Source organism: Streptomyces sp. NPDC085932, assembly GCF_044540525.1.
Taxonomy (GTDB): domain Bacteria; phylum Actinomycetota; class Actinomycetes; order Streptomycetales; family Streptomycetaceae; genus Streptomyces; species Streptomyces levis.
Genome location: NZ_JBITSJ010000006.1, coordinates 543,297 through 563,379, shown reverse-complemented (window position 1 = coordinate 563,379; position 20,083 = coordinate 543,297). Strand labels below are relative to the sequence as shown.

General features: G+C 70.1%; 17 protein-coding genes and 2 pseudogenes. 11 read left to right on the top strand and 8 right to left on the bottom strand.

All coding sequences use genetic code 11. The features are described 5' to 3' along the window. Nucleotides 1-47: 47 nt before the first annotated feature. The 3 genes from ACIGAQ_RS29625 to ACIGAQ_RS29615 form a co-directional block, all read right to left on the bottom strand. Nucleotides 48-1,025, bottom strand: a complete 978-nt coding sequence (locus ACIGAQ_RS29625) for an FAD binding domain-containing protein (RefSeq protein WP_399788163.1) — start codon at nt 1,023-1,025, stop codon at nt 48-50. Continuing rightward, nucleotides 1,025-1,648 (bottom strand): (2Fe-2S)-binding protein, encoded by a 624-nt coding sequence (locus ACIGAQ_RS29620; RefSeq protein ID WP_399788160.1) that lies wholly within the window; start codon nt 1,646-1,648, stop codon nt 1,025-1,027. Before ACIGAQ_RS29620 ends, ACIGAQ_RS29625 begins: the two co-directional genes overlap by 1 nt. Before the next feature lie 522 nt (nt 1,649-2,170). Then, nucleotides 2,171-3,010 carry a helix-turn-helix transcriptional regulator gene (locus ACIGAQ_RS29615; protein ID WP_399788157.1) on the bottom strand — a complete coding sequence of 280 codons (840 nt, stop codon included), beginning with the start codon at nt 3,008-3,010 and terminating at the stop codon, nt 2,171-2,173. Nucleotides 3,011-4,562: 1,552 nt separating this feature from the next. Here ACIGAQ_RS29615 and ACIGAQ_RS29610 point away from each other — a divergent pair. Further along, on the top strand, nt 4,563-5,495 hold the full coding sequence (locus ACIGAQ_RS29610) for an SDR family oxidoreductase (protein WP_399788154.1): 933 nt from the start codon (nt 4,563-4,565) through the stop codon (nt 5,493-5,495). 417 nt (nt 5,496-5,912) lie between these two features. Here the strand turns inward: ACIGAQ_RS29610 and ACIGAQ_RS29605 are convergent, their stop codons facing one another. Then, entirely contained in the window at nt 5,913-6,830 is a 918-nt protein-coding gene (locus tag ACIGAQ_RS29605; RefSeq protein ID WP_399788151.1) for a LysR family transcriptional regulator, read from the bottom strand. A gap of 178 nt (nt 6,831-7,008) precedes the next feature. Between ACIGAQ_RS29605 and ACIGAQ_RS29600 the strand changes: the two genes are divergently transcribed. From ACIGAQ_RS29600 to ACIGAQ_RS29585, 4 genes are read left to right on the top strand one after another with little or no spacing between them, the layout of a single operon-like run. Continuing rightward, a complete protein-coding gene (locus ACIGAQ_RS29600) occupies nt 7,009-7,611 on the top strand; it encodes a (2Fe-2S)-binding protein (protein WP_399788147.1) in 603 nt (200 codons plus the stop codon). Next, nucleotides 7,608-8,594 carry an FAD binding domain-containing protein gene (locus ACIGAQ_RS29595; protein ID WP_399788144.1) on the top strand — a complete coding sequence of 329 codons (987 nt, stop codon included), beginning with the start codon at nt 7,608-7,610 and terminating at the stop codon, nt 8,592-8,594. The genes ACIGAQ_RS29600 and ACIGAQ_RS29595 overlap by 4 nt, the downstream gene beginning before the upstream one ends. Further along, nucleotides 8,591-10,771 carry a xanthine dehydrogenase family protein molybdopterin-binding subunit gene (locus ACIGAQ_RS29590; RefSeq protein WP_399788141.1) on the top strand — a complete coding sequence of 727 codons (2,181 nt, stop codon included), beginning with the start codon at nt 8,591-8,593 and terminating at the stop codon, nt 10,769-10,771. Before ACIGAQ_RS29595 ends, ACIGAQ_RS29590 begins: the two co-directional genes overlap by 4 nt. Then, nucleotides 10,768-11,886: an XdhC family protein gene (locus tag ACIGAQ_RS29585; RefSeq protein WP_399788139.1), complete on the top strand. Its 1,119-nt coding sequence runs from the start codon at nt 10,768-10,770 to the stop codon at nt 11,884-11,886. Before ACIGAQ_RS29590 ends, ACIGAQ_RS29585 begins: the two co-directional genes overlap by 4 nt. Nucleotides 11,887-11,952: 66 nt before the next feature. Here the strand turns inward: ACIGAQ_RS29585 and ACIGAQ_RS29580 are convergent, their stop codons facing one another. Further along, on the bottom strand, nt 11,953-12,552 hold the full coding sequence (locus ACIGAQ_RS29580) for a sensor histidine kinase (RefSeq protein ID WP_399788136.1): 600 nt from the start codon (nt 12,550-12,552) through the stop codon (nt 11,953-11,955). 1,042 nt (nt 12,553-13,594) lie between these two features. Here ACIGAQ_RS29580 and ACIGAQ_RS29575 point away from each other — a divergent pair. From ACIGAQ_RS29575 to ACIGAQ_RS29560, 4 genes and pseudogenes are all read left to right on the top strand, one after another. Further along, a pseudogene (locus tag ACIGAQ_RS29575) lies at nt 13,595-13,771 on the top strand (cyclase family protein); the annotation flags it as partial. A gap of 24 nt (nt 13,772-13,795) precedes the next feature. After that, entirely contained in the window at nt 13,796-14,050 is a 255-nt protein-coding gene (locus ACIGAQ_RS29570; protein ID WP_399788488.1) for a hypothetical protein, read from the top strand. A 353-nt stretch (nt 14,051-14,403) separates the two neighbouring features. Next, entirely contained in the window at nt 14,404-14,616 is a 213-nt protein-coding gene (locus ACIGAQ_RS29565) for a hypothetical protein (RefSeq protein WP_399788133.1), read from the top strand. Nucleotides 14,617-15,246: 630 nt separating this feature from the next. Continuing rightward, complete coding sequence (locus ACIGAQ_RS29560) at nt 15,247-15,429, top strand: hypothetical protein (protein WP_399788130.1); 183 nt, start codon at nt 15,247-15,249, stop codon at nt 15,427-15,429. Between the two features lie 82 nt (nt 15,430-15,511). Here ACIGAQ_RS29560 and ACIGAQ_RS29555 read toward each other — a convergent pair whose 3' ends face one another. Further along, the gene (locus ACIGAQ_RS29555; protein WP_399788127.1) at nt 15,512-15,832 is read right to left on the bottom strand and encodes a hypothetical protein; all 321 of its coding nucleotides are present in this window, start codon (nt 15,830-15,832) and stop codon (nt 15,512-15,514) included. A gap of 254 nt (nt 15,833-16,086) precedes the next feature. Then, a pseudogene (locus ACIGAQ_RS29550) lies at nt 16,087-16,616 on the bottom strand (alpha-L-arabinofuranosidase C-terminal domain-containing protein). Nucleotides 16,617-17,161: 545 nt separating this feature from the next. Between ACIGAQ_RS29550 and ACIGAQ_RS29545 the strand changes: the two are divergent. Further along, on the top strand, nt 17,162-17,413 hold the full coding sequence (locus tag ACIGAQ_RS29545; RefSeq protein ID WP_399788125.1) for a hypothetical protein: 252 nt from the start codon (nt 17,162-17,164) through the stop codon (nt 17,411-17,413). A 339-nt stretch (nt 17,414-17,752) separates the two neighbouring features. Beyond that, on the top strand, nt 17,753-19,021 hold the full coding sequence (locus tag ACIGAQ_RS29540; RefSeq protein ID WP_399788122.1) for an MFS transporter: 1,269 nt from the start codon (nt 17,753-17,755) through the stop codon (nt 19,019-19,021). Nucleotides 19,022-19,076: 55 nt separating this feature from the next. Here ACIGAQ_RS29540 and ACIGAQ_RS29535 read toward each other — a convergent pair whose 3' ends face one another. Beyond that, a complete protein-coding gene (locus tag ACIGAQ_RS29535) occupies nt 19,077-20,060 on the bottom strand; it encodes a LysR family transcriptional regulator (RefSeq protein WP_399788119.1) in 984 nt (327 codons plus the stop codon). Nucleotides 20,061-20,083 lie beyond the last annotated feature (23 nt).

Sequence of the window (20,083 nt, the reverse complement as noted above, 5' to 3'; positions counted from 1 at the left end):
GACCGCCTCGGCGGAGTCAGGCCGGGCGGGGCCGCCGCGTCGGCCGCTCACCGGTTCTCGTCCAGTTCGGTCAGCGCCCGTATCAGGGTGCGACGCAGCAGCGCGGGCTTGAACCGGTTGTGCTCCCGTGGTCGGGCGCCGTCCGCGGCACTGGCGACGGCCGCCTCGAACGTCGCGGAGGTGACGGGCCGACCCGTCAGAGCGCGTTCGACGGCCGTGAGCCTCCACGGCCTCGTCCCCACTCCTCCCGCGGCGATCCGGGCGTTCACGATGGTGCGCCCGCGCAGTTGGAGCGCGACGGCGGCCGAGGTGAGCGCGAACTCGTACGACTGCCGGTCGCGGATCTTCAGGTACACCGAGTGCGCCGCCCAGGGCGAGCGGGGCACGGTGATCCCAGTGATGAGCTCGTTCGGCCGCAGCACGTTCTCGACCTCGGGGGTGTCACCGGGCAGGGTGTAGAACGTCTCCAGGGGTACGGTGCGCGTACCGTGCGCCGAGGCCAGGTGGACGGTCGTGCTCAACGCCACCAGCGGGACGGCGAGGTCGCTGGGATGGGTGGCGATGCACGCGTCGCTGGTGCCCAGCACCGCGTGGCCGCGGTTGATCCCGCCCAGGGCTGAGCAGCCGCTGCCCGGCTCACGCTTGTTGCACGGGGTCGTGACGTCGCGGAAGTAGCTGCACCGCGTGCGCTGCAGCAGGTTGCCGCCGATGCTCGCCATGTTGCGCAGCTGGGCCGAGGCACTCAGCTCCAGCGCCTGCGCGACCATCGGGTAGTGCCGGCGCACGGCAGGCACCGCGGCCACGTCGCTCATCCGTTCGAGCGCACCAATGTGCAGACCCTCGTGGTCCAAGGTGATGCCGCCCAGTGGCAGCCGGTTGATGTCCACGATGCGGCCGGGTGACACCACCTCGAGCTTCATGAGGTCCACCAGGGTGGTGCCACCGGCCAGGAACGCGGTGCCGGGCCTGGCGTCCCGCACAGCCTCACGGACCGTCCGCGCCTGGGTGTAGGTGTAGGGCCGCATCAGCGCATCACCCGCTGCGCGTCCCGGATGGCGTCGACGATGCGGGGATAGGCGCTGCACCGGCAGATGTTGCCCGACATGCGCTCACGTATCTCGTCGTCAGAGCGGGCGGGGCCTTCGTTCTCGACCATGGCGACCGCGGACATGATCTGCCCAGGGGTGCAGAAGCCGCACTGCAGACCGTCGTGGTCGACGAAGGCCTGCTGCATGGGGTGCAGCCGGTCGCCATCGGCCAGCCCCTCGATCGTGGTGACCTGGTGGCCGCTCGTCGTGGCGGCCAGCGTGAGGCACGACAGCACGCGCCGGCCGTCGATGTGCACGGTGCAGGCGCCGCACTGTCCCCGGTCGCAGCCCTTCTTGGTGCCCTTGAGGTCGAGCCGCTCGCGGAGGGTGTCCAGCAGCGTGGCCCGCGGGTCCACCCGCAGGGTGACCGGATCGCCGTTGACGGCGATCCGTACCGTCACCGGCGTCACGCCGTCGACGGTGGCTGCCGGGGCGGCTTCTGCCGTCTCGGCCTGTCCGGTCAGCATCGGCGCCACGGCGACGGCGGCCAGGCTCCCCCCTACGAAGCTGCGCCGGGACACACCCGGACCGGCGCCTCCCACGTCGTTCTGTTCGTTCATCAATGCCTCCTGGCTGAGGGCAAGTTCGGGTCGGGGAAGGCCGGCGCCGCGACCATCCGTGTGGTCTCGGGGCCGAGCGCCGCTCCAAGGCTGGCCGCCGGGGGCAGGATCATCCAGGCTCTGCCGATCCCAGGCTGAGGTCGAACTGAAGGAGCCGGAGTGGGCATCGATCCGGGCCCGCGGGATGATGCGGGATCGGATCGGCCGTATGTGACGCACCACGCGTCGGGACGGTGGAAACGGTCCGGCCATCCAGCCCGGCCAGTGACCACGGAGGACAGCGCATGACGACCGACCGGGCCGGGCTGGGCCGGGCCAGCCGGTTTCCTCCGACGGCGGCAGGCGGCTCTACAGCCGGAGGACGTCGGACGCGTACGTGGTGCGCGACGAGGACCAGCGAGCTGCGGGCGGGAGAAAGTGGCTCTGCTGTGCAGGATGACGACCGATTACGACGAAAGTCGATGCCAACCTCGGGCGTCGTCAGGACGGCATGCCGGCGGAGCCGGTCTTCGATTCGCCGGTTCAGTGCAGTGTCTGTGTGCCGATCACGGACAGGACCTGCAGCTTCTCGTAGCTCTCCGTGCCCGGGACAGCGGTGTAGACCATCAGCGAATGGGCCTGGTCCGGATCGATCAGGCGCTGGCAGTTCAGCTCCAGGGCACCGACCTCGGGGTGAACGAAGTGCTTGACCTCGCGCGGGCGGATCCCGATCTCATGGTCGTCCCACACCCGCCGGAACTCTTCGCTGGAGTCCAGGAGCAGATCCGCCAGGTATGCGGCTCGGGAGTCGGGACCCCGGAGGGTGACGATGGCGCGCAGGCCTGCGGCGTACATTCGGGTCATGAACGCGTGCTGCTCCGGAGCATACAGATCCCGGGCACTGGGATCGGTGAACCACCGGTAGCCACTGCTGCGAGCAGGACCCGTGTACTGCGTCGTGTCGCCGGTGAGGGCGACGCCCATCGCTGTCTGTCGCAAGGTCTCGCCGAGCTCGGTGACGATCTCCGCAGGCGTGTCGTGCAGCCGGTCCAGAATACGCAGCAACCCCGGGCTGATGTGCTCACTGGAGCTGTCACGTGGCGGCGGGTTGTGCCCGGCCAGCCGGAACAGATGGTCACGCTCGTCTATGGACAGATGGAGTCCCTGGGCGATGGAGGCGAGCATCTGCGGTGACGGTTGCGGACCGCGCTCGCGCTCCAGACGGGAGTAGTAGTCGGCCGACATGTTGCACAGCGTCGCCACCTCCTCCCGCCGTAGCCCGGTGGTTCTGCGGCGCCGTCCCCGAGGCATGCCGACGTCCTCCGGCTGTAGCGCCTCACGACGGTTGCGGAGAAAGCCCGCCAGCCCTGCGCGATCGATCACGGCGCTCCCCTTCCGAGAGTTCTGCCTCGTTCCCCGTGCTGTTTCACTTCTATCGCGCGTGCATGCGCGTATCCACGGCTTGCCGATCCCCCCTTAGGAGGCGCCTCGCCGCGTCGGGGCACCGTCGACGGGCCTTCCCGTGCGGGGCGGAGTCGGCGTCGCCGCCGCGCCTGCGGTCCACCGGTCCAGGTCGATCGTCGGCTAGCGAACCTGTGTGACCTCTTGGTGTCGATGTGGCACGGCGGAAGGAGCAACGCAGCAGGCAATCAGGGGCGTGAGGCCTCTGCCGACAGCGCATGACGATCGACCGGGCCGGGCTGGCCGTTTTCCTCCGACAGCGCCGGGTGGCAGAGCCAGCGCGGCACGTAGGCCGCACCGGCCGAGCGCCTCGTCATGCCCGAGCATGCGGGCGCTGACCCCGGGCCGGCCTTCTCTGGGTGCCGAGGTCAAGCGGAGCCGGTCCGAGCGACGGTCGACCGGGAAGCGCTCCTCACTCACTCCGGCACTCGGAGAACAGCGGGGGCCGGCAAGGGTGTCGGGATGATCGGCCCAGGAGACGTCCGGGCGCCGCCCGCCGCCCCGGCCAGTCGTCCGACGCGATCGCCGCCGGGCCGCAGGCAGGTCGACGGGACCAGGAGGGCGCTCCCGTCGAGGGCCGATGTGACGAGCGGGGGGGCTCGGTCACAGCCAGGGGGGTCGGTCACAGCTGGGGGGGCGGCGCGGGCACCGAGGTCACCGCCCACACCGCTGGAGCAGTTTGTCGAGGTGATGGGGAGCTTGCGTACCCGGATGCCGGTGCCGTTGAAGATGGCGTTGCCGACAGCGCCGGCCGAGCCGACGGTGGCGGTCTCCCCCCAGCCGCGAGCGCCGAGGCTTCGGATTCCTACCTCCGGTGTCGCGTTCGAGGTGGTTCCCTTCCAGCAGAGAGCCCGAGATGCCGAAGATGGCCCCGCCGACGATCTGACTCCGGGCGGCCCGGGGGGCATGTCGTGCAGACGGCCGAGGACATGCAGCAGGCTGAGGCTCACCGACTCCCCCAGGCTGGGGCGGGTTGTGCCCCGCCTACATGGACAGGTGGTCGCGCTCGTCGAGCGAGAGGTGGAGTCCCCGCGTGATCGAGGCGCGTGATCGAGGCGCTCATCTGCTCCGACGGCCGGGGGCCACGCTCCGGTTCCGAGCGCGTGTAGTGGTCGGCCGAATTGTGGCAGGCGCCTCCACCGCCTCCTGCCGCAGCCACCGGTCCTGCGGCGCTGCCCGCCCGGAAGATCGACGTCCTCCGGTTGCGGCGACGCCCGGCGGCGTCGGAGGAATCACGCGAGGCCGATCGGATCGATCAGCAGGGGTTCCTTGCCTTTACTCCCTCGGTACTGGCGCGTTCCTACCGCCCACGCGCCCGCCCAGCCTGCTCGTCGATCCGCCCCTCCTCGACCGCGCGGAGGGGCGGATCGGCGAGCCCTGGACCGGTGCGTCCTGGATGCGCGGCGGACGACCGCCCAGCATGGACGCACACGCCGAACGCGGTTGACGCGTCGCCGAAGGAAAGAGACCACTGATGGCTCGGAACATCGACATCACCCTCCCCGATCTGTCCGGGAAGCTCGCCCTCGTCACCGGGGCGAGCGACGGGATCGGGTTCGTCATGGCCTCCCGCCTCGCCCAAGCGGGAGCGGAGGTGATCATGCCGGTCCGCAACCCCACCAAGGGCGAGCAGGCCGCCGACCGCATCCGTGACCGCGTCCGGGGCGCGAGAGTCACCACCCGGGCCCTGGACCTGGCCTCGCTCGAGTCCGTGACCGCCCTCACCAAGCAGCTCGCGGGCGAGGGCCGCCCGATCAACCTGCTCATCAACAACGCCGGCGTGATGCAACCCCCGAGCCGCCTGACCACCCAGGACGGGTTCGAGCTGCAGTTCGGCACCAACCACCTCGGCCATTTCGCCCTCACCCAGGGCCTTTTGCCCCTGCTCATCGAGGGCAAGGCCCGAGTCACCCACCAGACCAGCATCGCCGCCCGCAGCGGCGCGATCAACTGGGACGACCTCAACTGGGACCGGGACTACGACGTCGCGAAGGCCTACCGACAGTCCAAGATCGCCGTCGGCCTGTTCTCCCGCGAACTCGACGTCCGCAGCGCCGCGGCCGGCTGGGGCATCACCAGCAACCTCTCCCACCCCGGCGTCTCCCCCACCAACCTCCTCTCCGCCCAGCCCGGCATGGGGCGGCAGAAAGACACCGGCGCCGTCCGGATGATCCGCGTGCTCTCCCGCCTCCGCATCCTCGGCACCCCCACCACCGCCGCCCTCCCCGCACTACTGGCCGCCACCAGCCCCGACGCGCGGGGCGGCCAGTTCTACGGCCCCAACCGAGCCGACGTCGGCGGCGCTCCCGCCGAGCAGGTGCCGTGGCTCCCGCTGCGCGACATGGACGAGGCCCGCAAGATCTGGGAGGCGTCCGAGCGGCTGATCGGTGCCCGATTCCCCGCCTGACGTCCCGGCACCACCGCCGTCGACGGCGCCAGCGCCACGCCTGGCTGGTCCGGCGCCTGACGCGGGTGGAGGACGACCACGTCGCCGACGTGGCCGGCGTCGAGCAGGTGTGGACGGCGGCGGGCTGGCACGGGGCGTTCGGCCCACCTCGCCTGCCCGTCAAGACGGATGAGGATATCCGTGCTCGACGGTCAGCCGCGGGAAGCCGCCCGGACGTAGGGCCGGCCAGGCCACACGATCCGGCGGGCCCCCGCGCGGGTCCGGGCCGCAGCGGCAAGCACGTGGTCGTCGACGCCGGTGTGCAGCCGTCGGATTGTGGAGTCGCTGCCCAGGACCGAACACGCGATGCTGCAACTCCGCAGGAGGCACCACCCGGACTGACTGAAGGACTCCACCGCACCCGAGGGCGGGCATTCGTCAGTTTGCCCGGTGTCCGGTCACCTGTGTGGTGGTCTCCCGCACGACCTGCCGCAGCCACCGGTGGGCGGGGTCGCTGTCGACGCGGGGGTGCCAGGCGATGCCGTAGGGGAAGGACGGGAGTTCCTCGGGGGCAGCAGCGATGCGGTAGGCGGGGTCGTCGCCGTACGCCAAGGCCGCGCGGCGCGGGAGGGTGGCGATGAGCTCGGTGCCGGGCACGGCTGCCGCCGCCGCGGAGAAGTACGGTACGCGCAGGCCCGTGGCGCGGCGTAGTCCGTGCTCGTCCAGTCGGCGTTCGACCATGGTTTGGCCGCCGGCAAGGATGGTGATGACGACGTGCGGGTACGCGGTGAAGTCGTCCAGGGTCAGCCGCTCGGCGGTGACGGGATGGTCGTGGGACAGCAGACAGACGAAGTCCTCCTCGAACAATGTCGCCCAGCGCAAGGAACGGGGCGCCACGACGCCGGAGACGACCAGATCCGCGCGGCCCTGCTCGACATCGACGAAGGACTCGTCCCCCAGGGGTGCCACGTCCAGTGAGATGCCGGGCGCCTCACGGAAGAGGCGACGGAAAAGCGTCGGGCCGAGCAGGGATGTGGCGTAGTCGGTGCAGTGAATGCGGAAATGACCGCTGGCCGTCGCGGGGTCGAAGGCATCGCCGCGCAGCAGCGTCTCCAGGCGGGGCAGGAGGTCGGCGAGCTCCGACTGGATCTGCTGCCCGCGCGGGGTCGGCTCGTATCCGCGTTGCGTGCGCACCAGGAGTTCGTCGCCGAACGTCTCCCTGAGCCGTTGCAGGACGCGGCTCATCGCCGACTGGCTCAGATGGAAACGGTCGGCGGCGCGTGTCACGTGTCTCTCCTCGAGCAGAACTGCCAGCGCTTCGAGCAGATTCAGGTCCGCGTTCCGCAGATGCGACATGGACATACCTTATGCCGCCTTCATGCAAGTCGTGCATGAGGATCCTGCCCCGTCCTCTGACACGGTCATGCATCCAATGCATAACAGACATTCACCCTTTGCGTTGGACGAATGGCCACGGCGAGGCCAGGCTCATTCCCATCTCGCCGTATCGGGGTAGACGAGGAGTTGTTCACCCATGGCACAGCACAGGAGACGCGACGTACTGAAGTCGGGGGGTGTCGCAGCGGCCGCCGTGATGGCCCCCTTCGCGAGAACGGAACCGGCCGCCGCAGCGCCGGACGCTCCGCAGGCGGCACAGCCCCGGACGGTCGCCGACCTCACGTTGTCGGTCAACGGGACCCGGCACCGCCTTCCGGGCGTCGAGGCCCGCGTCACTCTGCTCGACGCGCTGCGCGAGCAGGCCGGGCTCACCGGCACCAAGAAGGGCTGCGACCGGGGCGAGTGCGGCGCCTGCACGGTGCTCGTCGACGGGCGGCGCGTCAAGTCGTGCCTGACTCTGGCGATGATGCAGGAGGGCCGCTCCATCACCACCATCGAAGGACTCGCCCGGAACGAGGAACTGCACCCCGTTCAGGAGGCGTTCGTCCGCCGGGACGCCTTCCAATGCGGCATCTGCACACCAGGACAGATCATGTCGGCGGTGGCCTGCATCGAGGAGGGCCATACCGGCTCCGAGGACGAGATCCGGGAGTGGATGAGCGGCAACCTGTGTCGATGCAGCTGCTACCCGAACATCGTCGACGCGGTGGCCGACGCGACGAAGGTGATACAGCGATGAGGGACTTCGCCTACGCCCGCGCAAGCCGGGCCGCCGAAGCCGTCCAGCTCGTCGCCCGCAGCGCCGACGCGGCTTTCGTCGCCGGCGGCACGGACCTGCTGAACCTGATGAAGGACGGCGCCGAGGACCACGACCTGGTCGTCGACATCAACCACCTGCCACTCGCCGGTATCGAGGAGTCCGAGGGCAGGCTACGCATCGGCGCGTTGGCCAGGATGGCCGACGTAGCCCTGCACCCAGTGGTGCGCAAACGGCTGCCCGTGCTGTCCCAGGCGCTGCTCGCCGGCGCCTCCCCGCAGATCCGCCACATGGCCTCGATCGGCGGCAACCTGCTCCAGCGCACCCGCTGCTGGTACTTCCGGGGCGAGAACTTCGCCTGCAACAAGCGCGAGCCGGGAACCGGCTGTGCCGCACTGGAGGGCCGCAGCCGCTGGCACGCCGTCCTCGGCGGCAGTGACCACTGCATCGCCGTCCACCCCTCCGACCTCGCGGTCGCCCTGCGCGCCCTGGACGCCACGGTCCACACCCTCGGCCCGGACGGCGCCCGGACCATCGCCATGGCCGACTTCCACCGGGAACCCGGCCACACCCCGCACCTGGAGAACGCACTGCGGCACGGCGAGCTCATCACTGCGGTCGAGGTGCCGCTGCCGGCACCGGGCACCCGTCAGCGCTACCTGAAGCTGCGGGACCGCGCCACCTTCGAGTTCGCGGTCGTCTCCGTCGCCGCCGTGCTGCGCATGAACGGCCGGACCGTCGAAGAGGCCCGCCTCGCCTTCGGCGGCATCGCCACCCGTCCCTGGCGCTCGCCCGAGGCCGAAACCGCCCTGCGGGGCACGCCGCTGACGGAGCGGAACATCGCGGCGGCCGGACGCCTCCTGGTCCAGGACGCCCGGCCGCGCGAGGACAACACGTACAAGGTCGAGCTGGTACAACGCGCGCTCCAGGACGTGCTCGGCCGTTTCACCGGAGGTTCCCGATGAGCACCGACTTCGTCGGCCGCCCTCTGTCCCGCGTCGAGTCCCGACTGAAGGTGACAGGAGAGGCCGAGTACACCGCCGACGTGAGACTTCCCCGACTGGTCCATGCGTTCATGGCGGTGAGCCCCGTCTCCCGCGGCCGGATCACCCGGATCGACACCCGGGTCGCCGAAGCCGTGCGCGGCGTCATCGCCGTCTACACGCACGAGACCATGCCGCGTCTGCGGCAACCCACCTACCGGCCGTTCTTCAAGTCGTACATCCCCATCCAGACCCCGGACATCCACCACGCGGGCCAGCCCATCGCCTTCGTCGTCGCCCAGACCCTGGAGCAGGCGCAGCGAGCGGCGGAACTGGTCGAAGTCGACTACGAGGAAACGGGCGAACCCCAGGGCGAGCTGGCCATGGGTGAAGCGTTCCTGCCACCCGACGGACCGGACGGCCCCAACACGTACAAGCGTGGTGACGTGGCGGCCGGCCTGGCCCAGGCGGACGTCCGGATCAAGGCCGAGTACACCATCCCCATGCACCACCACAACCCGATCGAGCCCCACGCCACCACGGCCGTGTGGGAGGGCTCGAAGGTGACGGTGTACGAGACCACGCAGGGTCTGGGCAACACCCAGCACGTCGTCAGCGAGGCCCTGCAGGTCCCGCTCGCCGACGTCCGCGTCGTCTGCCGCCACCTCGGCGGCGGTTTCGGCTCCAAGGGCCCGGTCTGGCCGCACACCGTGCTGACCTGCGCCGCTGCCCGTGCGTTGGGCCGCCCCGTCAAGCTCGTGCTGTCCCGTGCGCACATGTACACCTCCAACGGCCACCGCGCGCAGACCCATCAGACGATCGAACTGGGCGCCCACCGCGACGGCCGGATCACCGCGCTGGACCACGTCATCACCCAGCAGATCACCCGCGACGACGTCGTGCTGTTCAACAGCAGCGAGCCGATCCGCATGCTGTACGACATCCCCAACCTGTCCAACGAACAGCATGCCGTGCGCTTGGACCTCCCCACCCAGAGCTTCATGCGCTCCCCGGAAGCGTGCACCAGCCACGCCCAAGAAGCGGCGCTCGACGAACTCGCCCACGCCCTGGCCATGGACCCGATCGAGCTGCGAAAACGCAACTGGAGCAGTCGGAACATGGAGAACGGCCAGGAATGGGGCAGCAACCACCTGCGCGAATGCTACGACCGCGCCGCGTCGATGTTCGGCTGGTCCCGGCGCGACCCGCGCCCCGGCTCCCTGCGCGACGGCGACGAACTCGTCGGCTGGGGTATGGCCACGTCCGCCCACACCGCCGGCGGCCGACCTGGTTCCCGCGCCCGCATGACCATCGGTACCGACGGCAAGGTGCTCGTTCAGGTGGGCACCCAGGACATCGGCACCGGCACATACACGATCATGACGCAGATCGCCGGGGAGGTCCTCGGGATGCCCCTCCCCGATATCACGTTCGAGCTCGGGGACAGCACCTTCCCTCAGAGCTACACCTCCGGCGCCTCCACCACCGCGCCCGGCGTCGGCAGTGCCGTCAACCGCGTGTGCACCGCCGCACGCAAGGCCGTCATCGACATGGCCGTCGCCCAACCCGGCTCGCCCCTGCGCGGCGTTCCCGCCGAGCGCGTGGACACCACGGACGGCTACCTGTACGACACGGCCAACCGGCGCGCCCGAGTGAGCTACCGCTCGGTCGTCGGCCACGGCGGCAAGCCCCTCGACTTCACGGTGGAACCCACCACCACACCGCTCGGCTACTCGGTCGGCGCGGTCTTCGTCGAAGTCCGCGTCGACCCACTGCTCGGCCGCGTCCGGGTGACCCGCGTGGTCGGCTGCTACGACCCGGGCACCGTACTCAACCGCAAGACCGCCCGCAGCCAGGTCCTCGGCGGCGTGATCTGGGGCATCGGCTTCACCCTCTTCGAGCACACCCTCGTCGACCCCGCGACGGCCAGGATCGTCAACCCGAACCTGTCCGGCTACCTGATGCCCGTCAACGCGGACGTCCCCGACATCCAGGTGCAGTTCATCGACAGACCCGACCCGGCCAGCGACGCCCTCGGAGCCCGCGGCTTCGGCGAAACACCGATGACCGGCGTCACCGCGGCCATCGCCAACGCGGTCTTCCACGCCACCGGCAAACGCGTGCGCGACCTGCCCATCACCCAGGACAAACTGCTGTGACCGGCCACAACGACGTCTGGGACGCCCTGTACGAGGTGTGGTCGAGCGGTGAGACCTCAGGGCTGGCCACCGTCGTGCGGACCTTCGGCTCGGCCCCACGCCCCGTCGGCTCGTCGATGCTGGTCACCGCCGAAGGGCGTGTGGTGGGCTCGGTGTCGGGCGGCTGCGTCGAGGCCGACGTCCTCGAGCGGGCCCGCGAGGCGGTCCTGAACGGCAGGCCCCAGCGGGCGACGTACGGCATCAGCGACGACGACGCCTTCGGCGTGGGCCTGACCTGCGGCGGCACCCTGGAGGTCTTCGTCGAACCCACCGACACCCGCACCTTCCCCGAACTGGCCGAGGTGATCGAGTCCGCGCGGGCCGGCATCCCCGTAGCCGTCGCCACCGTGCTGGACCATCCCCGGCCGGAGGCCGTCGGCGTCCACGTGGTCGTGCGCGCCGACGGCCACTACGGCAGCCTGCACCCGTCGGACGCCCCGCTCGGCCTCATGGACGGCGCGCGGGAACTGCTACGGAGGGGCGACAGCGGCGTACTCGCCTACGACGCCGAGGACGTGCGGGTCTTCGTCCGCCCGCTGGTGCCGCCACCGCGGATGCTGCTGTTCGGCGCCGGCGACTTCGCCGCGGCGCTCGCCGCGATCGGCCGGACCATGGACTACCGGGTCACCGTCTGCGACGCCCGGCCACTGTTCACCACGGCCGACCGCTTCCCGGACGCCGACGACGTCGTCGTGGCTCGGCCGGACCAGTACCTGGCCCGGGAAGCGGCCGCCGGGCGGGTCGACACGCGGACGGTCATCGTGTCCTTCAGCCACGATCCCAAGTTCGACATCCCGTTGCTGAAGACGGCACTGGGGCTCGATGTGGCGTATGTGGGCGCAATGGGCTCATGGCGCACGCACGCGCACCGCGCCCAGGCACTGCGCGAGGCCGGCGTGAACGCGCACGCCCTGACCCGGCTGTTCTCCCCCGTCGGCCTGGACCTGGGCGGCCGCTCCCCCGCGGAGACGGCCGTCTCGATCGCCGCCGAGATCATCGCGACCCGCTACGGCGGCCGAGGGGAACCACTGTCCCACCGCGCCGGCCCCGTCCACACTGTCCGCGCGGCGGGGTGACCACGCTGGTCGACAGTCGAGGCCGGACCGCCACCGGTCTGCTGGTGCTCGTGCCACTCCAGGCACTCAGGGGAAGCGCAGAGTAAGGGTGAGTCCGCCCTGGGCTCCCGGTTGCGCCGTCAGCATCGCGTGGTGGGCCTCGGCAAGGGAAACGGCGATGGAGAGTCCCAGGCCGTGGCCGGTCGTGGCGGTTCGGTCCGCGTCGAGGCGGCGGAAGGGCTCGAACAGGCCGGAGATCAGTTCGGCAGGCACGCGGACGCCGGTGTCGGTCACCGTCACGGTGGCGACGCCGAGTCGCACGCGGACCTGGCCGCCGGGGTGGTTGTACTGGATGGCGTTGCGCATCAGGTTCACCAGCACGTGGCACAGCAGGACGGCGTCGCCGCGAACGACCAGTGGGGTGTGCGCGCTGAGGTCGATGTGCACTCCACTCCATGGGCCGACGCCTGTGGGGTGAGTTCGGCCGTCACGAGCCGGGTGGGTGGCCTCGAGGTCCACGCTCTCGGTCTCGTCCAGGCCGCGGTCGCTACGTGCCAGCAACAGGAGCGTGTTGTCGTTGGCGACGAAGCGGCGCTGCCTCTCGAAGGCTCGCTCCAGCCGGTCGAGCATGGTGTCGAAGGTGTCGGCGAGGCAGTGGGGCCCGTCGTTGGGGCCGGTGAGCGCCATGCGCTGATGCAGGGAGTGTCGTGGGATCGCCTTGACGGCAAGATCCAACCGGCGCATCGCTACCTACTCGCAGTGGTCCATACCCGGCAGTCGACGCTTCAACGGGCCCCGATCACGTCCAGTCGATCCGGCTGCGGTGCACATGGGACGCAGCAGCGCCTGGGACTGGAGCCGCCGGATTGCGCCCTTGAGCCGGCGAGGTGCGACGTACGACCTTGGGCAGCCCGATTGGCAACCTCATCGCGCCCCCGGGCTGCGCCAGGAACTCGCACGGCACAGTCGCTGAACTGTGTCGGGGAGGCCCAAACACGGGTGGCAGCGCGGTCTTGAACCCACCTTCGGACTGGGACCCGGTGCTGAACGCGAGCTCGGAGGTCCTCTGAGTGTTCCGCCGCAGAGCATAGTGTGCCTGGCCCATCCGCTGGCATCCGGGCCGTCCTCGGGCTCTCCGCGGGGGGGGTGTGCTCGAGAGGCGGATCGTCAGGCCCTGAATAACGCGATCCGGTTCCCCGACACTCGAACGTACCGGCTTCCTGGTCGGCGAGCGGTTGATCGCATGGAACCGAGCGCTACCAGCTACCAGCCGTGCCCAGGGCAGGGATGAGAGCGGAGGAGTACATGGCCGATATCAGTGAGACGGACCTGCCGGACAACTGGGGCCGTTGGGGAGCGGACGACGAACTCGGCACCCTCAACCTGATCACCGATGAGGTGCGCGCCAGGGCTGCCGCCGAGGCACGGACCGGTCAGTGGGTATCACTGGCACAGCCGATCACACCGAGCGCGATGTTCTTCAGCCCGTTCTCGCCTGAGACGATCGACGCGTCGCCGGTGCAGCAGATGGTGTCCCACACCGGTGGACCGGTGGCAGCCGATCTGTCGGTGGTCTACCACCACCACTGGAAGTCGACGCACCTCGACGCGCTCGCGCACTGGTCGACCGATGGCCAGGTCTATCCGGGCCGAACCAGGGAGCAGGTCGTCACCCCCGTGGGCATCACACACGCATCGACGGCTGCTTTCGCCGCAGGGATAGTGACCCGTGGGGTCCTACTCGATCTGGCCGTCGACGGACCACTTCCCCCCCGGCTATGCGGTGACGTCACACGACTTCGAACAGGCCGAGAAACGGCAGGGAGCGCAGGTGGGCTCCGGGGACGCACTGGTGGTCCGACTCGGCTGGACGGGCCGCGCACCTCACGACACACCGTGCCCGGGAATCAGCATGGGCGCGGTGCGGTGGATGCACCGCCGAGGGGTCGCCATCCTCGCCCCGGACAGGGGCGACGCGCACCCTCCCCTGAGCCCGGACGAGCCCGCCCCGCTGCACGGGGTAGCACTCGGCCGGATGGCGATGCCACTGATCGACGTTCCCCAATTGGACGACCTCGCGGCGTTGTGCACGCGGCTGAAGCGCTACAGCTTCCTGCTCACCGTCGCCCCACCCCGCATCCACGGCCTGACCGGCGTACCGGTCAACCCCATCGCGATTTTCTGACCGAACCACCCCCAGCGCCCTCCGAGATCCTCGGACGCTCCACCCGACCGGCCAGGGCAGGGGCCATGGCAGGGCTGTCGGCTGCCGAAGGGCTGGGTGGCCACGGTCGAGTTGCGACCGCCACCTCTGAATCGTCGGCCCCGATACACACCCCGCGAGGTCGATGTTTCCGGGTGCGGTCCGACGTGGTTCGCCTCGCCCCAGTGGAACCGTTGCCTCCTGCCGTGGCCGTACCTACTGGCGTTGAATGGTGGCCGGTGTCTGCTAGTCAGTTTCGTTTGGATCGTCGCCATCTCCCTGTGGTCCGCCCGGTGATCCGAACGAAACTGACTGGCCGATCTCGGTGATCCCGCGTGGTGCGCCATCTGGTTGAACAGGTACGAGAGGCCATCGACGGTCCGCTTGATGTGCTGGTGCACAACAGCGAGCACACCCGCAACGCCACAGTCACGAGAACGGCCAAACGCACAGAGCGCCCCGCTGAAGCGTCTTCGCGGCTGCTGGCGATCGCCCTTTACGGCCAGCCGGGCGGGGGCGGGCCGCAGCAGGCGACCGTCTCGGACTGATCGGGGCCGGCGAGCGGCGCTGCCACGAGCGCAGCCGCCAACGCCACGAACACACTGAGCATTGCTCTGCGCATCACATCTCCTTACCGAATGGGACCATGGTCGGGTCTCCTCACTCTTGGGGAGCGCCCGTTACGGCCAGCCGGGCGGCTGCGGGCCGCAGCACGCGACGGTCTCGGAAGGGTCACCTCCGGTGAGCGGTGCCACCGCCAGCACGGCCGCCAACGCCATGAACAAGCCGAGTACAGCTTTACGCACGGTCACCTCCTGTGTTTTCCCGGGACTCCACACCGCTGACTCCTGCTCCAACTGCCGTAGCTCGAAGCGTCCCAAGTCGGCACTTCGAACCGTAGACCGCGCCAGGCACGTCGCGTCCCTGTCAGATGTCAGGGTGTGCTCACCATGCAGGGGCGGACCGACGGGTTCGCTGGAAGAGGCGGGCCAACGATCCCGCCGGGCATTATTGGGCAGGCGGCGCAGGCGCCACCGAGGAAAGGAAGGGCTGGGTCGGCGCTCGGGCGCCCTGCTGCACCCGGCCGGGATGCGAAGCCGCCCCGCTGTGCCTCGAGCCCTGGGACGTGCGTCCGGGCGGCCGGCGAGCCTGCGACAGGGGGCAGCCCACTTCTGCGCGTGATCGAGATGCTGCTGATCAAGGATCACAGCCGAATGAAGACGGCTACCACGTCGTATGACAGCACACACCCCCAGCAGTTTCGGCTGTTGCCTGTCTCGCACCCCAAAGACTGGGCAGCCGCTGCGGACGCGCTCAACCCGAACCCTGGTGACGACGGCCAGGAGACCAAGAAACGATGACACAGTCCCCCCGCTCATAGAATGCAGGACGCTTCGCCCCCGGCAGCCGCCGGAGGGGCGAGGCGTTCGTGCCGCCGGGCACCTACAGCTCGATCTCGATGTGTTCCACGTCGGTGAACTCCACGCCCAGGCCGTGCGCGCGGGTGTTGTTGATGCGGAAGTACGTCTGGGCGAGGCTCTCGGCTGCGATCTGTTGGAGGCGCTGCTCGGTGGCGCGCCCTGCTCCCGGGCGCGGTGAACACGCGGCCCGCGAAGACCGGCGGCAGGGCCTGGGGGATGTCGCGGATCCGGGCGTCATCGGTCTGCCCGGCGCGGCGGCGAACCCGAACCGCGCTCGGGTGGAGACAACCAGGCCGCCGGTGGAAGCCGCCTTCTTCGCCTGGCCCGCACCTGCGGCTGCCACCGCTTCTTGACCTCACGCTCCAGGCGGCCGCGCAGGTCCTGGCGGGGCCGCTTGAGATTGCGAAGGAGCCCTGCCCATGACTCGGAAGCCCGCCAACGGCCGCCGAGCCTTCACTGCCCGTAGGCATGGCGTCCGGTTCAGCGGCGGCATCGGATCCTTCGCAGTCGCCGTCCGTGCCGCACGGAAGTACGGCACCCGCAACCTCACATCTCTGGTCGCCGACACAGGTATCGAGGACGACGACCTGTGGCCCGTCACCCCAGCGCGATCGCGGTCCACGCCACCGGAGGCAACTCGATGCTGAGCAGCCTGTCGGACAGGATCGCGCTCGGGTTGGTGTGTGGGGTCACGCGGTCCTGCTCGGTGAGCGTGTTCTTCGCGTACGCATCCTTGTCGGCGAGTGTGACCGCCTCCAGAATCCGCGAGGAGCCGAGGCTGCACACATCGACCGTGACCTGAGTGGCCTGCGTCAGCTCGCGGCTGACGAGGAAGACCGCAGCCTGGTCCTCGTCGACGGTCGCGACGGCGTCAACGACGGAGGCCTCGCCATGGCGTGCCGTCGTGTAAGTCGGCGCCTCGACGACGGGCAGGATCACCTCACCGGCGGCAAGCCGGCTGGTGATCGAGAACGGGTAGAAGGTCGTCTGCCGCCAGGCAGGGCCGCCGGGCTCGGTCATGATAGGCGCGATCACGTTGACCATTGCGCGAGCGAGACCGAGGTGACGCGGTCGCTGTGCTTGAGCAGTGTCATCAGCAGGTTGCCGACGACGACGGCGTCCGCCACCGAGTAGACGTCCTCCAGCTGCCGCGGGGCGTGCTGCCACTCGTCGTTGACCTCGTCGGACTCCGCGTGCTCCTTCTGGTACCAGAGACATCGGCCAGTCGCCCGAACCGGATTTGCGCCAGATCATGAATGCCATCCTGTACGGAGGCGCCCCCCGGGGGCCCCAACCAGCGGCGCCGGTCCGGGCGCTCCGGTGGTGAAGCGCCCGGACCGGCAGGTGGGCCGGGTCGGCGTACCTGCGCGACACGACCATGTGAGAACGCTGCGGTGGTCGGTCAGGTCAGCAGGGTCACCGAGTAGTCGAAGGTGGTCCCGGTGACGGCGTACGTGGCCGTCTGGCCGTTGTCGCAGTAGGCCACGCAGGAGCTGCCGAACTCCTTGGTTCCAGCGACCGCATCGGCGTAGGGACGGACGTCGGTGCCTTCCGGCCATGCGGTGGTGGACAGGTCGATGACCCTGGTCTGGTGATCGGGTATTCGTCGGTCGGGGCGGACTGTTCGCCGGTGCGGGCGGTGGCGGCCCAGTAAAGGACGAAGCCGGCGTTGTTGACGACTGCGACCTTCTGCACGCAGGGCTGGGCCTGCGCGGGGGCGGCGGCCGCGGTGACCGAGGGCAGGACGGCCAGTGCCGTCGTGCTCGCCATGATCGCGGCCGACCGGCGGCGGATCCGGGTCTGGTTCATGATCGAGACTCCCTCCAGGCCGGGGTCGTCCCGGCCGGCGATTGCCGTGTCACCCGACGCTCCATCAGTCGCCGTCGCCGCCTATCGGCGCATCCTGCCGCTGCCTGTCCGCTGACGCTGCCCGGCGTGCGCAAGATGTCGGCGCCGGCAGTCGGCAGCCGGCGGTGTCCCGGAGGTCGGGACGACCGAGCTCCGGGACACCGCTGTTCGCGCCAGGAACGGTCGTGCACGTCTTCCGTCTGTGTGACCGTTGCCCATCCCATCCACAGCGTGGATAACCTGGATACGGGATTCGGATCGCTCAGGGGATGGCACCGGCGCTTCGGCGTCCCCATAGTCGTCGCTACCGCACACCGCTGTCCGGACGCTGTCGGCGTGCGAGCTTCCCCAGCATGCCGTGCGCCGTCGGCGCCCGTGAGGCATGCACTCCCTTATACCGCCCCCTGGAGTCGCCATGCCCGGTCCCCTGCCTCCGCCGCGTCCCGCGGTGGTCGATGCCACCGCTCCGTCAGCCCTCGCCGTCTCGGGCCCGGCCCATCTGCTGCGGGTGACTCTTCTGATGGCGGGCAGCTGTCTGCCGATCCTGGGGGCGGTGCTGATCGCCCCGGTACTGCCGAAGATGCAGGACCACTTCGCATCGGTCCCGGGGGCCAAGGCGCTGGTGCCCCTCGCACTGACCGTCCCGGCGCTGGCGCTGGCGCTACTGGCCCCGTTCGCCGGGGTGATCGTGGACCGGGTGGGCCGCAAGCGCCTACTGGTCGTGGCGACCGTCCTGTACGCGCTGTTCGGCACGGCACCGCTGTGGCTGGACTCGCTGGGCGGCATCATCGCCAGCCGCGCCCTGGTCGGAGTCGCCGAGGCCGCGATCATGACCTGCTGCACGACTCTGATCGGCGACTACTACAGCGGTCACCGGCGGGTGAAATACCTCGCCCTGCAGACCATGTGCGCCTCCGCGTCGGCCACCGTCTTCTTCGTGATCGGTGGCGCCGCCGGATCGGCGGGCTGGCGCGTGCCCTTCTGGGTCTACGCCGTGAGCCTGGCGCTCGCTCCGCTGATGGCCTTCGCCCTGCCCAACCCGGCGGCCCGTGCGGACAGCGAGGAGACTCCGGCCGAGGCGGAGGCCCGCCGCTCGTTCCCCTGGCGGCAGTTGGGCGGCATCTGTGCCCTCACCTTCTTCGGGGCGATGGTCTTCTACACCGTCCCGGTGGAGATGTCGTACCTGCTCGACGACCTCGGGGTGAAGAACACGGGCGTGATCGGACTGGCCACCGCGATCGCCAGTGCCGCGACCGTGGGCGGAGCGGTCACCTTCGCCCGGCTCAAGCGTTCTCCCGACCCGATGCTGCCCGCCGTCTTCGCGGTCTGTGCGGTCGGCTTCGGAGTGATGTTCCTCGCGGGCAATGCCCCGCTGCTGGTCATCGGGGCGGTCGTCAACTGTGTGGGCACCGGCATGCTGCTGCCCGCCCTTCTCACCAGTGCCATGTCCCGGCTGGCGTTCGAGGACCGTGGCCGTGGGACGGGGTTGTGGACGGCGGCCTTCTTCGGCGGTGAGTTCATCTGCCCGCTGGTGCTGCTCGCCGGGGAGTCCGCGGTCGGCAGTCTCGCCGGTGCGGTGGGCGTGCTGGGGCTGGCCGCTGCCCTCGTCGCGGCGGGGCTGTGGGCGGCCGGCCGCCGGGTGGGCGCCGTCGATCCCCGGCCATTGCCGGAGCAGTTGGCCTGAGGGAGTGCGGGAAGACCGCCGGGAGCGCGTCGATCACCGGCTGCCGCCGGCCCGGTCAGAGCCGGCCCGGCGGCAGCTCCACGCTCCGGTCGACGGGCTCGGCCTTCCCCGGGCCTTTGCCATGGCTGTAGCCGTTGCCCGCCAGCGTCGCGCCCACTTCCGCGGCCTTCTGCCGCAGCCAGATGTGGCCCGCGTCCTGCGCGTGCACCGGGTGCCACCACATCGCCTCCCTCACCGGTACCGCCTCGAACGGGCAGGGCAGGACGCGCACCGCGGCCGATCGGACCGCCTTGCGCGCCAGGCGCTCCTGGATCATCGCGATCCGGCGGGTGCCCTCGACCATGTGGGGCAGCAGTTGGAAGGTCTGCACGGACACCTCCACCTGGGGACTGATCCCCAGCATGCTGAGCTGGCGGGCGGCCGGGGCGTCGTAGGGACGCTGGTAGACGGCCCAGGGCAGACGCCCCAACTGGTTCAGGGTGAGTTCGTCACCGATCTCGGGGTGATCGTCGGCGACCAGGAACAGCCAGCGGTCCTGGTGGAGGTCGACGGCAGGCAGGCCGTCGATGACGCCGTGCGGCATCAGCAGTCCGTCGACGGTGCTCAGCACCGCGGCGGTGTTCTCCACAACGGACGGTGCCGGGTGCTGGAAGGTGAGCCGGATGCCGGGCGCTTCCTCGTGCAGGGTGCGGGCGAGTGCGGCACCGAACACGGCCGCACCGTAGTCGGAGGCGAGCAGGGTGAACTCACGTGACTCCGCCGCCGGGTCGAAGTCGGCCTGGCTGGAGAAGACCCGTTCCAGCAGGTCGCACGCGGTGGCGCTGCGGTCGCGCAGGGCGGCGCCGAGCGGGGTCAGCTCGTAGGCGTTGCCGGTGCGGGCGAGCAATTCGTCGCCGAAATGGCGGCGCAGCCGGGAAAGCGCTGCGCTCATGGCGGGCTGGCTGAGGCCGATGCGCTCGCCGGCCCGGGTGACATTGCGCTCCTCCAGCAGCGCGCGAAGGGCGAGGACCAGATTGAGGTCGAGTCGGGACAGGTTCACCGGCAACCGCCTAGCAACGAGAG